Origin of the sequence: Solidesulfovibrio carbinoliphilus subsp. oakridgensis (assembly GCF_000177215.2) — a bacterium.
In the GTDB taxonomy this organism is placed as follows: domain Bacteria; phylum Desulfobacterota; class Desulfovibrionia; order Desulfovibrionales; family Desulfovibrionaceae; genus Solidesulfovibrio; species Solidesulfovibrio carbinoliphilus.
Genome location: NZ_CM001368.1, coordinates 44,873 through 60,957 on the forward strand (window position 1 = coordinate 44,873; position 16,085 = coordinate 60,957).

14 protein-coding genes are annotated in these 16,085 nt (G+C 65.4%); 7 read left to right on the forward strand and 7 right to left on the reverse strand.

All coding sequences use genetic code 11. The annotated features are described in order from the left end of the window. Positions 1-25 precede the first annotated feature (25 nt). The 5 genes from ybeY to dksA all read right to left on the reverse strand — a co-directional run bounded on the left by ybeY (position 26) and on the right by dksA (position 5,807). Entirely contained in the window at positions 26-457 is a 432-nt protein-coding gene (ybeY, locus tag DFW101_RS00190; RefSeq protein WP_009179513.1) for an rRNA maturation RNase YbeY, read from the reverse strand. Then, positions 454-2,769 carry an HD family phosphohydrolase gene (locus DFW101_RS00195; RefSeq protein ID WP_009179514.1) on the reverse strand — a complete coding sequence of 772 codons (2,316 nt, stop codon included), beginning with the start codon at positions 2,767-2,769 and terminating at the stop codon, positions 454-456. The genes ybeY and DFW101_RS00195 overlap by 4 nt, the downstream gene beginning before the upstream one ends. Next, positions 2,732-3,718, reverse strand: a complete 987-nt coding sequence (locus DFW101_RS00200; protein WP_009179515.1) for a PhoH family protein — start codon at positions 3,716-3,718, stop codon at positions 2,732-2,734. Before DFW101_RS00200 ends, DFW101_RS00195 begins: the two co-directional genes overlap by 38 nt. 94 nt (positions 3,719-3,812) lie before the next feature. Then, positions 3,813-5,351 (reverse strand): NFACT RNA binding domain-containing protein, encoded by a 1,539-nt coding sequence (locus tag DFW101_RS00205; RefSeq protein ID WP_009179516.1) that lies wholly within the window; start codon positions 5,349-5,351, stop codon positions 3,813-3,815. Between the two features lie 93 nt (positions 5,352-5,444). Continuing rightward, positions 5,445-5,807 (reverse strand): RNA polymerase-binding protein DksA, encoded by a 363-nt coding sequence (dksA, locus tag DFW101_RS00210; RefSeq protein ID WP_009179517.1) that lies wholly within the window; start codon positions 5,805-5,807, stop codon positions 5,445-5,447. 231 nt (positions 5,808-6,038) lie between these two features. On the opposite strand from dksA, the gene DFW101_RS00215 reads away from it, so the two are divergent. The 6 genes from DFW101_RS00215 (at position 6,039) to DFW101_RS18825 (ending at position 12,800) form a co-directional block, all read left to right on the forward strand. Continuing rightward, positions 6,039-7,109 (forward strand): GGDEF domain-containing protein, encoded by a 1,071-nt coding sequence (locus DFW101_RS00215; RefSeq protein ID WP_009179518.1) that lies wholly within the window; start codon positions 6,039-6,041, stop codon positions 7,107-7,109. 167 nt (positions 7,110-7,276) lie between these two features. Continuing rightward, positions 7,277-7,837 carry a GAF domain-containing protein gene (locus tag DFW101_RS00220; RefSeq protein WP_009179519.1) on the forward strand — a complete coding sequence of 187 codons (561 nt, stop codon included), beginning with the start codon at positions 7,277-7,279 and terminating at the stop codon, positions 7,835-7,837. 15 nt (positions 7,838-7,852) lie between these two features. Beyond that, positions 7,853-8,869, forward strand: coding sequence for a type I glyceraldehyde-3-phosphate dehydrogenase (gap, locus tag DFW101_RS00225; RefSeq protein ID WP_009179520.1), 1,017 nt, complete (start codon positions 7,853-7,855; stop codon positions 8,867-8,869). Positions 8,870-9,171: 302 nt separating this feature from the next. Further along, a complete protein-coding gene (locus DFW101_RS00230; RefSeq protein ID WP_009179521.1) occupies positions 9,172-11,079 on the forward strand; it encodes a heavy metal translocating P-type ATPase in 1,908 nt (635 codons plus the stop codon). Positions 11,080-11,086: 7 nt separating this feature from the next. After that, on the forward strand, positions 11,087-11,500 hold the full coding sequence (locus tag DFW101_RS00235; RefSeq protein ID WP_009179522.1) for a MarR family winged helix-turn-helix transcriptional regulator: 414 nt from the start codon (positions 11,087-11,089) through the stop codon (positions 11,498-11,500). A gap of 127 nt (positions 11,501-11,627) precedes the next feature. Then, positions 11,628-12,800 (forward strand): integrase core domain-containing protein, encoded by a 1,173-nt coding sequence (locus tag DFW101_RS18825; protein ID WP_009179523.1) that lies wholly within the window; start codon positions 11,628-11,630, stop codon positions 12,798-12,800. 253 nt (positions 12,801-13,053) lie between these two features. Here the strand turns inward: DFW101_RS18825 and DFW101_RS00240 are convergent, their stop codons facing one another. Together DFW101_RS00240 and DFW101_RS00245 are read right to left on the reverse strand one after the other, a co-directional pair. After that, on the reverse strand, positions 13,054-14,727 hold the full coding sequence (locus tag DFW101_RS00240; protein ID WP_009179524.1) for an AMP-binding protein: 1,674 nt from the start codon (positions 14,725-14,727) through the stop codon (positions 13,054-13,056). Between the two features lie 14 nt (positions 14,728-14,741). After that, a complete protein-coding gene (locus DFW101_RS00245; RefSeq protein ID WP_009179525.1) occupies positions 14,742-15,320 on the reverse strand; it encodes a helix-turn-helix domain-containing protein in 579 nt (192 codons plus the stop codon). Positions 15,321-15,520: 200 nt separating this feature from the next. Between DFW101_RS00245 and DFW101_RS00250 the strand changes: the two genes are divergently transcribed. Then, the gene (locus tag DFW101_RS00250; RefSeq protein WP_009179526.1) at positions 15,521-16,081 is read left to right on the forward strand and encodes a helix-turn-helix domain-containing protein; all 561 of its coding nucleotides are present in this window, start codon (positions 15,521-15,523) and stop codon (positions 16,079-16,081) included. Positions 16,082-16,085: the final 4 nt, after the last annotated feature.

The window sequence follows — 16,085 nt, forward strand, 5'->3', positions numbered from 1 at the left end:
GGAAGCGTCCGGGACGGCCGGCGGATCAGGCCGGCAAGCTTTGGCCGTCGGCCGCAACCGCCTCCACCGCCTGCTCGGTCAGGGCTTCCATGACCGGGCCGTGGTCGAGGCCGGCCAGGTGCAAAAATCCGTGGGCCAGGAGCCGGGCCAGATGGGTGGCCGGCTCCTGGCCGTAGAGAAAGGCCTCCCGGGCCACCGTGTCGAGACTGACGGCCATTTCCCCGAGATACTCCGGCCGGCCCGGATCGTCGGCCGGAAAGCTCAGGACGTTGGTCGGGCCGACAAGGCCGAGATAGTCCCGGTTGAGCGCCGCCATCTCCCCATCCCCGACCAGCCGCAGGTCGTACTCCCGGCCGTCAAGGTCGAGGGCACGCAGCACCCGGCCGCAAAGCGCCCCGATCTCGAAGCGCGTCCCCGGAAGGCCGGGCGCGAAAAGCCCGCGCGCCACCCCGATCATGCGGCGTGTTCCGCGGTCTTGGGATCCACGGCGCAGACCGGCTCCTCGCGGGGCTTGCCGTTTTTGGCCTCCACGGCCTTGGCGCTCGGGTATTCGATCCGCTGGTGGAAGATGCCGGTCAGGATGCGGTGGAAGGTGTCGGTCAAAAGCGTCAGGTCCTTGAGCGTCAACTGGGATTCGTCGAGTTCGCCCTCGGTGTAGATCTTGCGCACGATGTTCTGGATGTGTCCCTTGATGCGGCTCGGCGTCGGATCGACCAGGGTCCGGCTCGAGGCCTCGATGGCGTCGGCCAGGAGAATGAGGCCCGCTTCCTTGCTCTGGGGCTTGGGGCCGGGATAACGGTAGTCCTCTTCGCGCACCGGGTCGTCGCCCTTGGATTCGGCCAGTTCCTTGGCCTTGTGGTGGAAGTAGGCGATGAGCGTGGTGCCGTGGTGCTGGCCGATCAGATCCGTGATCTGCTGGCCGAGCCGGTGCTCCCGGGCCAGCTCCACGCCCTTTTTGACGTGGGCGATCAAAATGAGCGCGCTCATGGACGGGGCGAGCTTGTTGTGGCGGTTCTCCTTGCAGGAGATGTTTTCGATGAAATAATGGGGATTTTTGAGCTTGCCGATGTCGTGGTACAGGGCCGCCACCTTGCCGAGGAGCGGATTGGCCCCGATGGCCCTTGCCCCGGCCTCGACCATGTTGGAGACGATGAGCGCATGGTGGTAGGTGCCGGGCGCCTTGACCATCAGCTCCTGGAGCAGGGGTTGCTCCAGGTTCAGGAGTTCCATCAGGCGAAACCGCGAGGTGTAGCCGAAGATGAGTTCCATGATCGGGGCGATGCCGACCACGGCCAAAAGCGACAGGAACGAGGACAGGGCCACGAAGACCAGGCCCGTGCCGGCCATGGCCGGGTCGCCCAGCTCCATGAGGTTGACCGACAGCCAGATGGCGCACAGCGAGGCCAGGAGCGGCAGCACGCTTTTAAGGACCTGGGACCGGGTTTCGGAACGCTTCATGAGGTAGATGTAGATCATGGAGCCGACGAAATAATAACAGAAGATGCCGATGCCGCCGTAGACCATGTTGGCGGCCAGAAACGACAGGATGAGGCTGACCAGGATGCATAGCCGCTTGGAGAAAAAAAGGGCCAGGATGCCGGCCGCGCCGGCCATGGGCAGGCTGAAGGCGAAGTAGATCGAGCGCGTGGCCTCGGGCAGCCCCCCTCCGCCCGGCAGGGTGACCACGTCGGCCACCTTGGCCAGCATGCCGAAAATGAGCAGGATGACGCCGAGAAAGACCCAGTCCGTGCTGCGGATGCGCTTTATGCCCGAGCGTTCAAGCGAGATGTAGAGCACGGCCAGGAACATGAGGCACATGCCGAACACGCCGAACGCGCGCAGCAGGTTGTAGGGCCCTTTGCGGTGCGAATAGAGGGCCTGGAGCTTTAACTGCTGGATCGGCCCCACGCGCTCGCCCTGGCGTACGATGACCTCGCCTTTCTTGATGATGTAGTAGAGCGGTTCCACGGCCCGGGTGATCTCGCGCTTCCTGGCCTGGGTGATGTCCTGGTTGAAGGTCATGTTCGGCGCGAGCAGGGGATAGATGAGGGTATAGACCGCCTTTCGCAGGCGAAAGGGCTTGTTCATGGACACCTTGAGCTTGTGCTCCAGGTCGTCTTTTATCTGCTTCAAGTCCCTGACGTCGCGCGTGTCCACGCGCAGCGTCTCCATCATGGAGGGCAGATCGCGCATGAGCACGCCGTTTTTAAACGGCGCGAAAAGCGCGGTCGAGGCCACGACCCCGGGCTCGTAGTTCTGCTTGAGCCAGGGCAGGACCTCCCCCTGGAGCAGGGCCTTGAAGTCGTCCTGCCGCCAGACCTCGATGATGTCACTGCCGATTTCGGTGTTGAGGTTCTCCGCGATCTGCCACCGCAGCTTTTCCAGGTCCTCGCCGCCGGCGGCGCGGACCGAGGCCAGGATGTCCTCGGCGCTTTTGGCCAGGGCCTCGTAGGGCAGGGGGCTGACGTCGAAGACCGGGGGCTGGGAATCGGCCACCTGGTCGCGCTTGCGGCTGGTGGCTTCCACATCCTCGATCTGGAGGCTCTGGTCCGCGGCCACGTCCTGGGTCGCGATCTCGCCGGCCGTAAACAGCCGGACCGAATTGTCGAGCCCGAGCCGGGCCACGAAACTCAAGGTGAAAACGGCGGCCAGGAAAAAAACGAATCCCGGCAACCCATGGGGCGCCGGACAGCAACGGCTCCCCTGGGAGGCCTGGGACGGCTGCTGGCCCTTAATTTTCCGTTTTACCTTGTCTACTATCTCGCTCATAGGCCTGTACGATCCTTCCCACGAGGGGATGGCGGATGACGTCCGCGTCGGTAAAAGAGACGAAATCAATGCCGTGCACCCCGTCCAGCACCCGTTTGGCCTCAACCAGGCCGGATACCGAGCGGGGGGGCAGGTCGATCTGGGTCACGTCGCCCGTGACCACGGCCTTGGACGCGAGCCCAAGCCGGGTCAGGAACATCTTCATCTGTTCGGGCGTGGTGTTCTGGGCCTCGTCCAGGATGATGAGCGCGTCGTTTAAGGTCCGGCCGCGCATGAAGGCCAGGGGGGCCACCTCGATGACCCCGGTGTCGAGCATCTCCCGGACTTTCCGGAAGTCGAGCATGTCGTTTAAGGCGTCGTAGAGCGGACGCAGGTACGGATTGACCTTTTCCACCATGTCGCCGGGCAGGAAGCCGAGCTTCTCGCCCGCTTCCACCGCCGGCCGGGTGAGGATCAGCCGCTTGACCCGGCGCTCCAGCAGGAACCCGACGCCCATGGCCACGGCCAGGTAGGTCTTGCCCGTGCCGGCCGGCCCGATGCCGAAGACCAGGTCGTGCTTGCGGATCGAGGCCAGGTACTGCCGCTGGGTGGCGGTCTTGGGGGTGACGGTCTTTTTCGGGGAAACGGCCAGGCTTTCCTCGCGGTAGACCCGCTGCAGGCTGGCCTCGGGCTCCCGGGCCAGGACGCTGAGCGCCTGTTCCACGTCGGCCGGATAGACGGGCTTGCCCTGGCGCAAAAGGCCGTAGAGCTGCACCAGCACATTGGCCACATGGGAAAGCGTCTCCTCGGACTCGGCGCGCACAATCACCGCGCTGCCCCTGGTGTCGAGACGCGCCCCGGATTTGTCGGCAATCAGGGCGATATTTTCGTTGTGGGGACCAAACAGGTCCCTGGCCAGCTCGGAGTCGTCGAATTCGAGCCGCCGTTCGTGGCCAAGCGTTTCGATCATAATTTCATGACGCTATCCCGGTACGAATGCCGTGAGCATGGTCCGGTTACGCAATTAATACAACCCCGCGCCAACTACAAGCGAATCAGCGGATTCACGCGGGTTCCCGCAACCCTTCGAGCCGCGGGTCCGGGGCCACCCGCAGCGTCTCGAGGACCGTGGCCACCGACACCTGGCCGGCGGCCGCGCCCTTCACGCGCCGCACGTCGGCCACCCGGGCCATCATGACGTCCGCGGCCCCGGACGCGGCCGCGAAGCTCGACAGGGCGGCCAGTCCGGCCGCCTCCAGGAGGCTTTGCCGGGGGACCTCCCGGCCGGGATGGTCCCGGCGCAGGATCACGTGGGCCCCGGGCCCGCCTGCGGCGTGAAACCAGAAATCAAAAGGGCTGGCCAGGCGCAGGAGCTGGTCGTTGGCCCGGGCGTTTTTGCCCCGAAGGACCAGAAAGCCGTCGGAAGTGCGGTAGACGTGGGCCGCCACCCCGGCAAGGGGCGCGGGCGGGGTCCGGGAGGGCGCAGAGGTGCCGGCGGTTTGTTCCCGACCTTGTAAGTATTTTTTCCCATCTTGCAAGTCCCCCCGACGCTTGGCGATGGCGCGAAGGCCCCGTTCCCCTTTGGCCGCCAAATGATAAAGCTTTTGCATGTTCCGGACCACGGAGAGGGCCGGGTCGAGGCGCAGCTCCAGGTTGCCGCCATCCTCGGCCGGCAGGGAAAGTGCAGTCATCTTGGCGTCTTTGTCCAGGCGGTGGAGGTTGGCGGCCAGGGCGTCGGCCTCGGCCCGGCGGGCAATAAATGCCAGCATCCGCTCCTCGTCCGCGGCAAGTTTGGCCAGGGCCCGGGCCAGCCGTCGCTGGCCCGCCGCCTGGGCCGCCCGCCGGGGCGCGGCCTCCCGGCCGGACACCTCTCCAAAGGCCAGCGGTTCGCCAAAGGCGGCCGCGGCCTCAAGGGCCGTGGCAAAGGCCCGGGCGCGGACTCCCGGCCGCTCCCCGCCCGTTGTTCCGGGCCAGGCCAGGGGCCAGACCGCGTCCGGTTCGCCCTGCCGGTAGTGCACGAAAAATTCCCGGGCCTCCCCGTTTTGGAGGGCCGCATAGGCGGCCTCGGCCGCGGGCCGGGGCAGGGCGGCCAGCCGGCGGCGCAGGGCCGGCGACAGGTGGGGATGGGCCTGCCAGATGTCCGGGTCGCCGAGCACGGCGTCGAGCGGCGGCCAGCCGATGTCGCCCGCCCCCGGCGGCACGGGCGGCGTGGTCGCCAGGGACGGAAAGGCGCGGGGATCAAGGACCAGGGACGGACCCTCGCCGCCAAGGACCAGGGTCAGCCGGCGGCGCGGCCAGTCGGCCAGGACTCCCGCCACCCGGCGGCCGCGCAGGTGCTTGCGCAGGCGCATGGCCGGTTCCGGGGCCCGGTCCGGCTGGATCGTCTTCATGGCCGAAAGAAAGAGGAAAAAGCGGCCCGTGCCGTAGCGGGCGTGGAGGTAGACGGTCCTTTTTCCGGCCAGTCCGGCCGGTTCGCGCCCCGGGGGGACGTACAGGGCCAGGGACAGGACGTTTGGCGCGGGCAGGAAGACCTTCTCCACCCGGCAGCCGGGGAGGACGGCGGCCAGCTCCTCGGCCAGGAAGCGAAAAAAAACGGCCTCCATGCGGGTCGTCGTTCACGAAGCGGTCAGAAACCGGTCCGGCCGGGCCGGCGCAGGGGGGGACGGAAGGGGGGCATGGCGGTGGCGCGGGGACGGCTAGTCCCCGCGAAGGTCCTCGTCGGCTTCCTGGCGGCTTTTGCACTTGATGCAAAGGGTGGTGACGGGCCGGGCCTTCATGCGGGCGACGCTGATGTCCTCGCCGCACTCCACGCATTCGCCGTAGGTGCCCTCGTCGATGCGGTCCAGGGCCTCCTTGATCTTCTTGATCAGCCGGCGCTCCCGGTCGCGCAGGCGCAGGGTGAAGGCGCGGTCGGACTCGGCCGTGGCCCGGTCGGCCGGATCGGCGTAGACCTCGACGGTGTCGGTCATGTCCTCGATGGTTTCCTCGCCCTTCTTGAGGATATCGTGGAGCATGCCGTTTAGGAGTTCGCGGAAAAATTCGACATCCTTGGAATCCATGCAGCCCTCCTCTGCCTTGAGCCCTGCCAGCTCCGTCTTGGGAATTGACTCCTCTAATGCAAACTCGCCCCAAGGTAAAGAGGGCGGACTCGCCGCCGGGGCCCGGCCGGGCCGGCGGGATCGGAAGGCCCCGCGAAAAATGGCGGCAACCGCTTGCACGCCAGCCATAACCGGTTATAGTGGGTCAGTTCCGAGAAAGGTTCCAAACGGCCCGTTCCAAAGGACAAGCCCATGGTCGAGACTTCCGAGGATCACGCCTGCGCCCTGCAAAACCTGTGCGGCGATCTCCACAAAATCGGCTGCGGGGAAGACCCGGCCTGGCTCGCGGTCCTGCTCTTCGTCCGCGATCTGGTCCGCCATTTCTCCCTTTTCAGCGACGTCCAGAAAAAGGCGGTGCAGCGGTTCGTCTTTCGCGAACTGGCCCGGCGCGATCCGTCCGAAAGGCAGTTGCGCCGGATCGTCACCGGCCTGGAAGGGTTTCTGGCGGAAAATTCCCGGACCGCGGCCCTCAGGCAGGCGCTTGCGGCCGAGAAGAAGGCCACCCATGCCCTGGCCGAGTCGGTCAGCGCCTTTTTGCGGGAATCCCTGGCCTCGGAGCGGGAGCGGGGGAAGCTTTTGGGCCGCTTCGGCTGCGAGGCCATGGGCACCCTTTCGGGCGAGTCCGAACCGGCCGCCATGGTGGCCCAGTTGCGGGGGCTCGTGACGGACATGCTCACCCACTACCGGGAGGAGGCCCTGGCCTGGGAGCAAAAGGCCAACCAGCTCGAAAAGACCGTGCGGGTGGATCCGCTCCTGGCGCCGCTCCATAACCGCCGGGCCCTGGACAGCCATCTCCGGCAGGCCATCGCCGGGGCCGCGGACGGCCAAAAGCCGCTTTCCGTGCTCATGATCGACGTGGACAATTTCAAGACCAGCATCAATGACGTCCACGGCCACACCGTGGGCGACGACGTCCTGCGCGCCCTGGCCAAGATCATCGACGGCCACGCGGCCAAAAACGGCTGGTTCGCGGCCCGCTACGGCGGCGACGAGCTGGTGCTGGCCTGCGGCCTGGACGGGGAGACGGCCGAATTCCATGCCGACGCCATCCGGCTGGCCGTGCAGCAGTACGAATTCCGCCCACGCGTCGGCGGCACGTTCGCCGGCACGCCCATCCGTTTCACCGTGTCCATCGGCGTCGCCGCCTATGAGTCCGGCATGACGGCCGAGGATCTGGTGGCCGCGGCCGACAGGGCCATGTACCGGGTCAAGGGAACGGGCCGCAACAATGTGGCCCGCTTCGCCGCAGCCGCCCCGGCCTGAGCCACGGACACGCTTTTTCCGGTTTCCGGACGCCTCCTTTTTCGGAAAAAGGGCCGGTTGCCATGTATTTGCCATAAAGTGTACGCAATGGACCGACACCATCGCCTTTCCCGGTCAGGGTCCGCTGGAGGGCCGGGAACCGTAACCACCCCCGTAAGGAGGGAACCATGAGCGAAAAGGAATGCGCGTATTACCGCACCTTGTATGAAGTGGCCAAAGGCATCAATTCCAGCCTCGAACCCGTCACCGTGCTCCGGGCCATCGTGGAGCAGGTGGCCAGGGCCCTTGGCGCCAAGGCCTGCTCCATCCGCCTGCTCGACCGCCAGGGCAAGACGCTGCTCGCCAGCACATCCTATGGCCTGAGCCGTGGCTACCTGCGAAAGGGGCCCGTCGAGGTGGCCAAGAGCCGCCTCGACCAGGAAACGCTGGCCGGCGACATCGTGCAGATCAAGGACGCGGGCAACGATCCCCGGTTCCAATACCCCGACGCCGCCAAGGAAGAGGGCATCGCCTCGGTCATGGCCCTGCCGCTGACCGTCGAGGGCCGGGCCATCGGCGTCCTTCGCCTCTATAGCGACAGCTTCCGGGAGTTCGACCAGTCGGAAAAGGACTTTGCCACGGCCATCGCCAACTTAAGCGCCATTGCCATCGAAAACGCCCGCCTGCACCAGGCGCTCAAGACCGACTACGAACTTCTGACCGCCTACGACTACACCTTCCACGAATAGCGGGAGCACACCGATATGGATAAACTTCGCATAGCCATCAACGGGTTCGGCCGCATCGGCCGCCAGGTTCTCAAGGCCATGATCGAACGCCACGGCGACGCCATGGAAGTCGTGGCCATAAACGACCTCTTCGACGTGGCCACCAACCTCCACCTGCTCCAGTACGACACCAACTACGGCCAGCTCTCCGTGCCCTCCCACGCCGAAGGCGACATCATGGTGGTCGGCGACTGGCGGATCAAAAACTTTGCCGAGCGCGACCCCCGGGGACTGCCCTGGGACGACCTCGGCGTCGACGTGGTGGTCGAGTCCACGGGCATCTTCCGCACCGGCCCCAAATGCCAGGCCCACATCGAGGCCGGGGCCAAAAAGGTCATCATCACCTCGCCGGCCAAGGAAGAGGACCTGACCATCGTCCTTGGCGTCAACCAGGACGCCTACGATCCGGAAAAGCACCACATCCTGTCCAACGCCTCCTGCACCACCAACTGCCTGGCTCCGGTGGCCAAGGTCATCCACGACCGGTTCGGCATCGTCAAAGGGATGATGACCACCATCCACTCCTACACCAACGACCAGCGCATTCTCGACCTGCCCCACAAGGACCTGCGCCGGGCCCGGGCCGCGGCCTGCAACATGATCCCGACCTCCACCGGCGCGGCCCAGGCCGTGTCCCTGGTCATTCCGGACCTCAAGGGCAAGTTCTCGGGCCTGTCCGTGCGCGTGCCGACCCCGACCGTGTCCCTGGTCGATTTCGTGGTCCAGCTCCAAAAGCCGACCACCACCGACGAGCTGCGGGCCACGCTCAAAAGCGCCGCCGAAGGGCCGCTCGAAGGCATCCTGGCCTTTAGCGAAAAGCCACTCGTGTCCATGGACTTCAAGGCCGATGCCCATTCGAGCATCGTGGACGCGGAATACACCACCGTTCAGGACGGCGACATGGCCAAGGTCCTGGCCTGGTACGACAACGAATGGGGCTATTCGTGCCGGGTGGCCGATCTGGCCGCCTTCATGGCCGAAAAGGGCCTCTAGCCTCGAATCTGTTCCCGCGCGGGAGGGTCGATCGACCCTCCCGCGCTCATTGCCACCGCGATTCCCCCTTTTCCCACTACCTCTTTGCCGCCTTGCCGCGACGGATCCCGGTCGATTGCGCCGGGCCTGCCTCGTCTTCCTGGTCCGTTCGATCGGCCGGGCTTGTTCCTCCCCTCGTCTCTCGTCCTTCGGCCGCGTCGCCGGTTGCGCCCGGGAAGCATTTTGTTGATCAAGATGTTTGACATTCAAAATATCATGCACTAGAGCATCTTCGACATCAAACTGTGAGACGAGGTGTGTCCATGATCGGTCGTTTTTCGAGCCTTGGCGCCTACCGGGGGCTGTTTGCGTTGCGGGAGTTTTACCTGTGTCTGGCCGGCGGGGGGCTGGCCCTGGCCGCCTTCCTGGTCGACCGGCCCGGGGCCGCCCACTGGCTGGCCCTGGCCCTGGGGCTCGGGTCCGTGGCCATAAACGGCCTGCCCATCGTCATCGAGGCGGGCAAGGGGCTCCTCGAGCGCCGGGTGAACGTGGACGAGCTGGTGAGCCTGGCCATCGTGGCGTCGCTTTTTCAGGGCGAGGTCCTGACGGCGGCCACGGTCAGCTTTATCATGACGCTCGGGGCCCTGGTCGAGGAGGCGGTCAGCGACGGGGCCAGACGGTCCATCGCGGCGCTGGCCGGCCTGGCTCCCCAGGAGGCGGTGGTCCTTGGCGAGGACGGGACCGAGCGGACCGTGCCCGTGGCCGGGGTCCGGGTCGGGGACCGGGTGCTGGTGCGGCCGGGCGAGCGGATCGCCGTGGACGCGGTCATCCTTTCCGGGGTCACGGCCGTGGACGAGTCGGCCATCACCGGCGAGTCGCTCCCCCGGGAGCGCCGGCCCGGGGACACGATCCTGGCCGGCACGCTCAATTTCGACGGCCGGGTCGAGGCCCGGGCCGTCAAGGTTGGGGAGGACTCCACCTTCGGCAAAGTGGTCAGCCTCGTGGTCGCGGCCGAGGCCGGCAAGCCCCGGGCGGCCCGGATCGTCGACCGCTACGCCGCCTGGTTCACGCCGACGGTCCTGTCCCTGGCCGGCCTGACCTGGCTTTTTTCCGGCGACCTGGACCGGGCCGTGGCCGTGCTCGTGGCCGGCTGTCCGTGCGCCCTCATCATGGCCGCGCCGACAGCCACCGTGGCGGCCATCGGTCGGGCGGCCCGCCGTGGCATCCTGGTCAAGGGCGGCCAGTTCCTGGAAGAGGCGGCCCGGGCCGACGTGGTCCTTTTCGACAAGACCGGCACCCTGACCCTGGGCCGGCCGTCCGTGACCGGCGTCACCGTGGCGCCCGGGCAGACCGAGGCCGACGTCATCGGCTGCGCCGCCTGCCTGGAAAGGGACTGCTCCCATCCGCTGGCCTCGGCCGTGGTGGCCGCGGCCGAGGCGGCGGGCGTGGCCGTGGCCGCGCCGGACGCCATGGCCACCGTGGTCGGGCTCGGGGTGCGGGGCACCGTGGCCGGCCAGGCGGTGGAAGTCGGCAGCCCGGAGCTCGTGGGCGGCGAGGAGGCCCTGTCGCCGGAACTGCGCCGGTGTCTGGCGGAGATCCGCGAGCGCGGGGCGACCGGGCTGGTCGTGCGCCGGGAAGGGACGGTCATTGGCGTCATCGGCGTCTCGGACACCACCAAGGACACGGCTGCCCGAGCCGTCGCCGCCCTGCGGGAACTCGGCATCGCCACGGTCGGCATCCTGTCCGGAGACCACGAAAAGGCCGTGGCCACCCTGGCCGGCCGGGTCGGCATCACCGAATACTGGTCCGGGCTCAAGCCGCAGGGCAAGCTCGACATCCTGTCCCGGTTCCAGGAGAAGGGCCGGCGGGTCCTTTTCGTCGGCGACGGCGTCAACGACGCCCCGGCGTTGGCCCGGGCCAACGTCGGCGTGGCCATGGGCGCGGCCGGCTCGGACGTGGCCCTGGAAACGGCCGACGTGGCCCTCACCAACGACGATATTGGCCGGTTGCCGTTTCTGGTGTATCTGGGCCGCAGGATGGTGAAAATGATCGGCATAAACATCGGCCTCGGGCTTTTTTTCAACGCCGTGGCCATTTTCGGCGGGGCCTACGGGATTTTGTCCCCCATCGCGGCGGCCGTCTTCCACAACGTCGGCTCCATCGTGGTGGTGCTCTCCTCGGCCAGCCTCGCCTTCACGGCCGAGCCCGCCGCGCCGGCCCGGGCATCCTGAGCCGGCCATGGATACCGAACACCTCACCCGGCTTCTGATCGAGTTCTACGAGAAGTTCTCCTCGTGGGAGCACGGCGTGGTCAAGGAAAGCGGGCTGACCCTGCCCCAGATGCACACGCTCGAGATCCTCGGCACGGCCGGGGATCTCCGCATGACCGAGCTTGCCGCCAAGATGGGCGTCACTACCGGCTCCCTGACCGTGCTGGTCGATCGCCTGGAGCGGGGCGGCTTCGTGTCGCGCCGGCCCCACGAGACCGACCGCCGCTCCATCCGCGTCGGCCTCACTCCCGAGGGCGAGCGCCTGTCCAGGGAGCACCACCAGCTCCACGAGCACCTGACCCAGGAGATCGTCTGCGCGCTGACCCCCGAGGAAGCCGGACAACTCGCAGCCATGCTGGGGAAGATAACGACGTGTTTGTAAACAGGAGGGGAGAAGGCGAAGATGCCTCCGGCGGCCGGGGGGAATGATTCCGGTATGAACCGGGTACATGATTGACAGAACGGACCGGGTACATGGTTGACACTTTTGGGCAGAGGAGGAAGCTCCAATGCCCTGGAAAAAGGTCAATCCGATGGAAGAACGCGCCCGGTTCATTGTGGAGTTGTCGCAGCGACGGGAATCATTTGCAGCCTTGTGCCGCAAGTATGGGATCAGTCGCGAAACGGGTTACAAGTGGCTGCGCCGCTATCAGGCAGGGGAAGGGCTTGGGGAACGAAGCCGCGTTGCCCGGCATTGCCCGCACAAAACACCTGATGCAGTCGTCACGTTATTACTCGCATTGCGACAGGAGAATCCCTACTGGGGTCCCAAAAAGCTCGTCAGGCTTCTGCAAGATGTGCACGGCATAGAGTACCCACCGGCCAAAAGTACAGCCGGCGACATTTTGAAACGGCACGGATTGATCACCGCCACAAAAGCAAAGCGCCGTCAGTCAGGAGGCCGGTTGCGGCGAGAGGATCTCCGGCAGCCCAAACAGGCAAATGATGTTTGGAGTGCGGATTACAAGGGCTGGTTTCGCCTGGAGGACAGGAGCATTTGCCATCCTTTGACAATCAGTGACATCTTTAGCCGCTATGTCTTAGGGTGTTACGTCTTTCCTACGCAGACGCTTGAACGAACAAAAGAGGCGATGCGGCGGGTGTTTATGCGATACGGCCTGCCACGCGCCATCCGCGTGGACAATGGGACTCCGTTTGGTTCGACCGGGATCGCAGGTTTGACCGGCTTAAGCGTCTGGTGGCTCCAGCTGGGTATTGTCGTGGACTTCATCGCGCCTGGAAAGCCCGAGCAAAATGGCTGCCACGAAAGAATGCATCGGACCTTGAAACTGGAAGCCACTATCCCGCCTTCGGCGAATCTGCGGGAGCAACAAGAACGATTGGAGTCCTGGCGGGAGCGATTTAATAGCCATCGTCCCCATGAAGCACTTGATCAGGCCACGCCGGCTTCAATCTACCGGCCTTCGTCCCGGCGGCTGCCTCGAAACGAACCATGCTTTGAGTATCCCTCCTCTTTCGAAAGTCGGACGGTTCGCCGGGATGGGATGTTCAACTGGGAAGGCAGGCAGATTTTTCTCGGCGAGGCATTTGCGAAATGTCGCATCGGCCTGACCAGAAATTATGATGATCGTTGGCTGGTTTATCTTGGAGAGCACCTGCTCGGCGGGTTTTGCCCCAAAGACCCCAAACGGGTGGTTCCGGTTCGATCCCTGATCAGCTAAAAAGTGTCAGGGATGTACCCGGTCCAAACTGTCAACGATGTTCCCGGTTGCACATCCCCCCGGACCCCCTCAAAGGGGGCTCGTCGAGTCGATTCCATAAGGCATGACGCCTAATAAAAAAGCCGGCAGGGTCCGCCCTGCCGGCTTTTGCGTTTCCATTGCCGCGCCGCGTCCGTCTGCCGGCCTGCCCCGTTCGGGTGGGTCCGGGAGGGGGTGACCCCCTCCCGGCCGCCGGAGGCATCCCCCTGCATTATTACCGCATGGCTTCCGGGAAGAGCTTGGCCCCAAGCTCGCGCAGCTTGTACTTCTGGACCTTGCCGCTGGTGGTCAGCGGGAATTCCTTGACGAAGGCGATGTACTTCGGGATCTTGTGCCAGGCGATCTGCCCCCGGCAGTAATCGCGCACCTCCTCGGGAGCCATCTCCACGTCCTTTCTGAGGATGATGAAGGCCCCCACTTCCTCGCCGTACTTGCGGCTCGGCACGCCGGCCACCTGGACGTCGGCGATGCCGGGCATGGTGTAGAGGTACTCCTCGATCTCGCGCGGGTAGATGTTCTCGCCGCCGCGGATGATCATGTCCTTGATGCGGCCGGTGATGGCCACGTAGCCGTACTCGTCCATGACGCCGAGGTCGCCGGAGTGCAGCCAGCCGTCCGCGTCGATGCATTTGGCCGTGGCCTCGGGGTTGTTGTAGTAGCCTTTCATGGAATTGTAGCCCCGGCAGCACAGTTCCCCCTGCTTGCCGCGTTCCACTTCCGCGCCCGTTTCCGGATCGGCCACCTTGACCTCGACGTGGGGGAAGGCCCGGCCCACGCCCTCGACCCGGTAGTGGAAGGGGTCGGTCACGTCGGTCTGGGTCATGCCGGGCGAGCTTTCGGTCAGCCCGTACACGCTCGTGATTTCCTTCATGTACATCTTCTCGGTCACTTGCCGCATGGTCTGGATGGGGCAGACCGCGCCGGCCATGATGCCGGTGCGCAAGGACGAGAAGTCGAACTTCGGGAAGAGCTTGTGTTCCAGCATGGCGATGAACATGGTGGGCACGCCGTAGATGGCCGTGCACTGCTCCTGCTCGATGCTCATCATGGAATGGACCGGGTTGAAGACCTCGGTGAAGACCATGGTGGTGCCGTGGTTGACGCAGGCCATGACCGCGAGCACGCAGCCGAAGCAGTGGAACAACGGCACCTGGATGCACAGCTTGTCCTTTTCCGTGAACCGCTGGCGTTGGCCGATGGAGTAGCCGTTGTTGACGATGTTGTGGTGGCTCAGCATGACGCCCTTGGGAAAGCCGGTGGTTCCCGAGGTGTACTGCATGTTCACCACGTCGTGGCAGGTGAAGGTGGCTTGGCGAGCGCGCAGGTCCTCGTCCGAGACGGTCCGGGCCAGGCCCAGGATCTCGGGGATGGAGTACATGCCCCGGTGTTTTTCCACGCCGAGAAAGCAGACGCGCTTGAGGTGCGGGAAGGTCTCGCTTTTGACGGCCCCGCGCTGCATGGTGCGCAGCTCCGGGGCCAGGTCGTAGAGGATCTCGATGTAGTCCGAGTCGCGGAAGCCGTTTATGATGAAGATGTTTTCCGCGTCGGAATTGGTCATCAGGTATTTGAGCTCGTTGCGCTTGTAGGCGGTGTTGACCGTCAAGAGCCAGGCCCCCATCTTGGCCGTGGCGAACATGAGCGCCACCCAGAAGGGAACGTTGGTGGCCCAGACTGCGACCTTTTCGCCTTTCTGGATGCCAAGGGCCATGAGCCCCTTGGCCAGCTCGTCGGTCAGTTCGTCGAACTGCCGCCAGGTGAGCCGGTAATCCCGGTCCACGTAGACCACGGCGTCCTGGTCCGGAAACCGGGTGGCCGTCTGGTGGAGCAATTCGCCGAGCGTCAGGTCGAACAGCGGGGGCTGGTGCAACGGAGGAGGCACGAAGGTCATGGGCGGCTCCTTGCTTACTGCGGGATGTAGAGCACGGCGTAGATGTCGGCTTTGGGCGCGTTGCCGCAGCCGACGTAGTGGGGCACCACCGAGTTGTAATAGATGGAGTCGCCGGGTCCGAGGATGTGGCGGTCGGACCCGACGATCACTTCGAGCTCGCCGGACATGACCACGATGAACTCCTCGCCCTCGTGGGAGGAGAGGGGCTTCTCGCCGCCGGCCTCCTCGTCGGGGTAGACCTCGATGAAAAAGGGCTCCATGTGCCGGTCGGTCTTGCCCTTGCCGAGCGAATGGTAGCGGAAGGCGGCCCGCTTGCCCCGGGCCTTCCGGAGCACGGTGTCGTCCTCGGTCAGCTCGGCCCGGCAGGTCATGCACAGGTCGCCGCCAATCTGGTCGTCCATGAAGGTGCCGAGGCGCTGGCCAAGGGCCAGGGCGATCTTGAGGAGGGGCCCGAGCGACGGGGTGACGTCCTCCTCTTCCAGGGCAGCCAGGAAGTCCACGGACAGGCCGGTACGGGCGGAGAGTTCCTCGCGGGAAAGTTCCTGGGCTTCCCGGTAAGTGCGAATGCGATCACCAAGCTTTTTGTCGCTCATGGCTACCTCGTTGGGAAAAATATGGTGGGCTGGGGCGGAATGACGGCACGGCCCCGTGAAAGTTTTCCCATATCCCAGGACGCGGTGGAATTCCAGCGTTTTCGTGGCCGTCGGGCCGGCGAAAGAAATTGACAAGCCCGGCTTTCGTGCGAAATGACGGGGAAACGACCTTCCAACCCAAAAACAGAGCAGGGGTTCCCATGAGCAAGGAAATCGGACCGGTGCGGGAAATCGCCATGCGCCTGCGGGGCATCCGCGAGGTGACGGGCTTTTCCGCCGAGGCCCTGGCCGAGGCCACCGGCGTGTCGCCGGCGCAGGTCCTCCAGTACGAGACCGGGGAAACGGAGATTCCGGTCAGCTACCTGTACGAAGTGGCCAAGGCCTGCGGCGTGGACCTGACCGCGCTTCTGACCGGCGACGAGGCCCATCTGCTCGCCTATTCCCTGGTGCCGGCCGGCCAGGGCCTGTCCGTGGACCGGCGCAAGGCCTACAAGTACCAGGCGTTGGCCTATCGTTTCCACAAGCCGTCCATGGAGCCTTTCATCGTCACGGTGCCGGCCAAGCAGGAATCCGAGCTGGAATTCAACCGGCACCTGGGCGAGGAATTCATCTACATGCTGCGCGGCCGCCTGGAAGTGCGCCTGGGCGACGACGTGGTGACGCTAAACCCCCACGACTCCCTCTATTTCTCCTCCCGCACGCCCCACGCCATGCGCGGCCTGGACGGGGAAGAGGCCGAGTTCCTGGACGTGATCATCTAACCCC

What these genes read in the sequence shown, in the direction of transcription:
- dksA (WP_009179517.1), bottom strand. Translation starts at nt 5,807, where the DNA reads ATGGATTCCAAGGATGTCGAATTTTTCCGCGAACTCCTAAACGGCATG.
- DFW101_RS00250 (WP_009179526.1), top strand. Translation starts at nt 15,521, where the DNA reads ATGAGCAAGGAAATCGGACCGGTGCGGGAAATCGCCATGCGCCTGCGG.
- DFW101_RS00230 (WP_009179521.1), top strand. Translation starts at nt 9,172, where the DNA reads ATGATCGGTCGTTTTTCGAGCCTTGGCGCCTACCGGGGGCTGTTTGCG.
- DFW101_RS00205 (WP_009179516.1), bottom strand. Translation starts at nt 5,351, where the DNA reads ATGGAGGCCGTTTTTTTTCGCTTCCTGGCCGAGGAGCTGGCCGCCGTC.
- DFW101_RS00220 (WP_009179519.1), top strand. Translation starts at nt 7,277, where the DNA reads ATGAGCGAAAAGGAATGCGCGTATTACCGCACCTTGTATGAAGTGGCC.
- DFW101_RS00215 (WP_009179518.1), top strand. Translation starts at nt 6,039, where the DNA reads ATGGTCGAGACTTCCGAGGATCACGCCTGCGCCCTGCAAAACCTGTGC.
- DFW101_RS00240 (WP_009179524.1), bottom strand. Translation starts at nt 14,727, where the DNA reads ATGACCTTCGTGCCTCCTCCGTTGCACCAGCCCCCGCTGTTCGACCTG.
- DFW101_RS18825 (WP_009179523.1), top strand. Translation starts at nt 11,628, where the DNA reads ATGCCCTGGAAAAAGGTCAATCCGATGGAAGAACGCGCCCGGTTCATT.
- DFW101_RS00245 (WP_009179525.1), bottom strand. Translation starts at nt 15,320, where the DNA reads ATGAGCGACAAAAAGCTTGGTGATCGCATTCGCACTTACCGGGAAGCC.
- gap (WP_009179520.1), top strand. Translation starts at nt 7,853, where the DNA reads ATGGATAAACTTCGCATAGCCATCAACGGGTTCGGCCGCATCGGCCGC.
- DFW101_RS00235 (WP_009179522.1), top strand. Translation starts at nt 11,087, where the DNA reads ATGGATACCGAACACCTCACCCGGCTTCTGATCGAGTTCTACGAGAAG.
- DFW101_RS00195 (WP_009179514.1), bottom strand. Translation starts at nt 2,769, where the DNA reads ATGAGCGAGATAGTAGACAAGGTAAAACGGAAAATTAAGGGCCAGCAG.
- DFW101_RS00200 (WP_009179515.1), bottom strand. Translation starts at nt 3,718, where the DNA reads ATGATCGAAACGCTTGGCCACGAACGGCGGCTCGAATTCGACGACTCC.
- ybeY (WP_009179513.1), bottom strand. Translation starts at nt 457, where the DNA reads ATGATCGGGGTGGCGCGCGGGCTTTTCGCGCCCGGCCTTCCGGGGACG.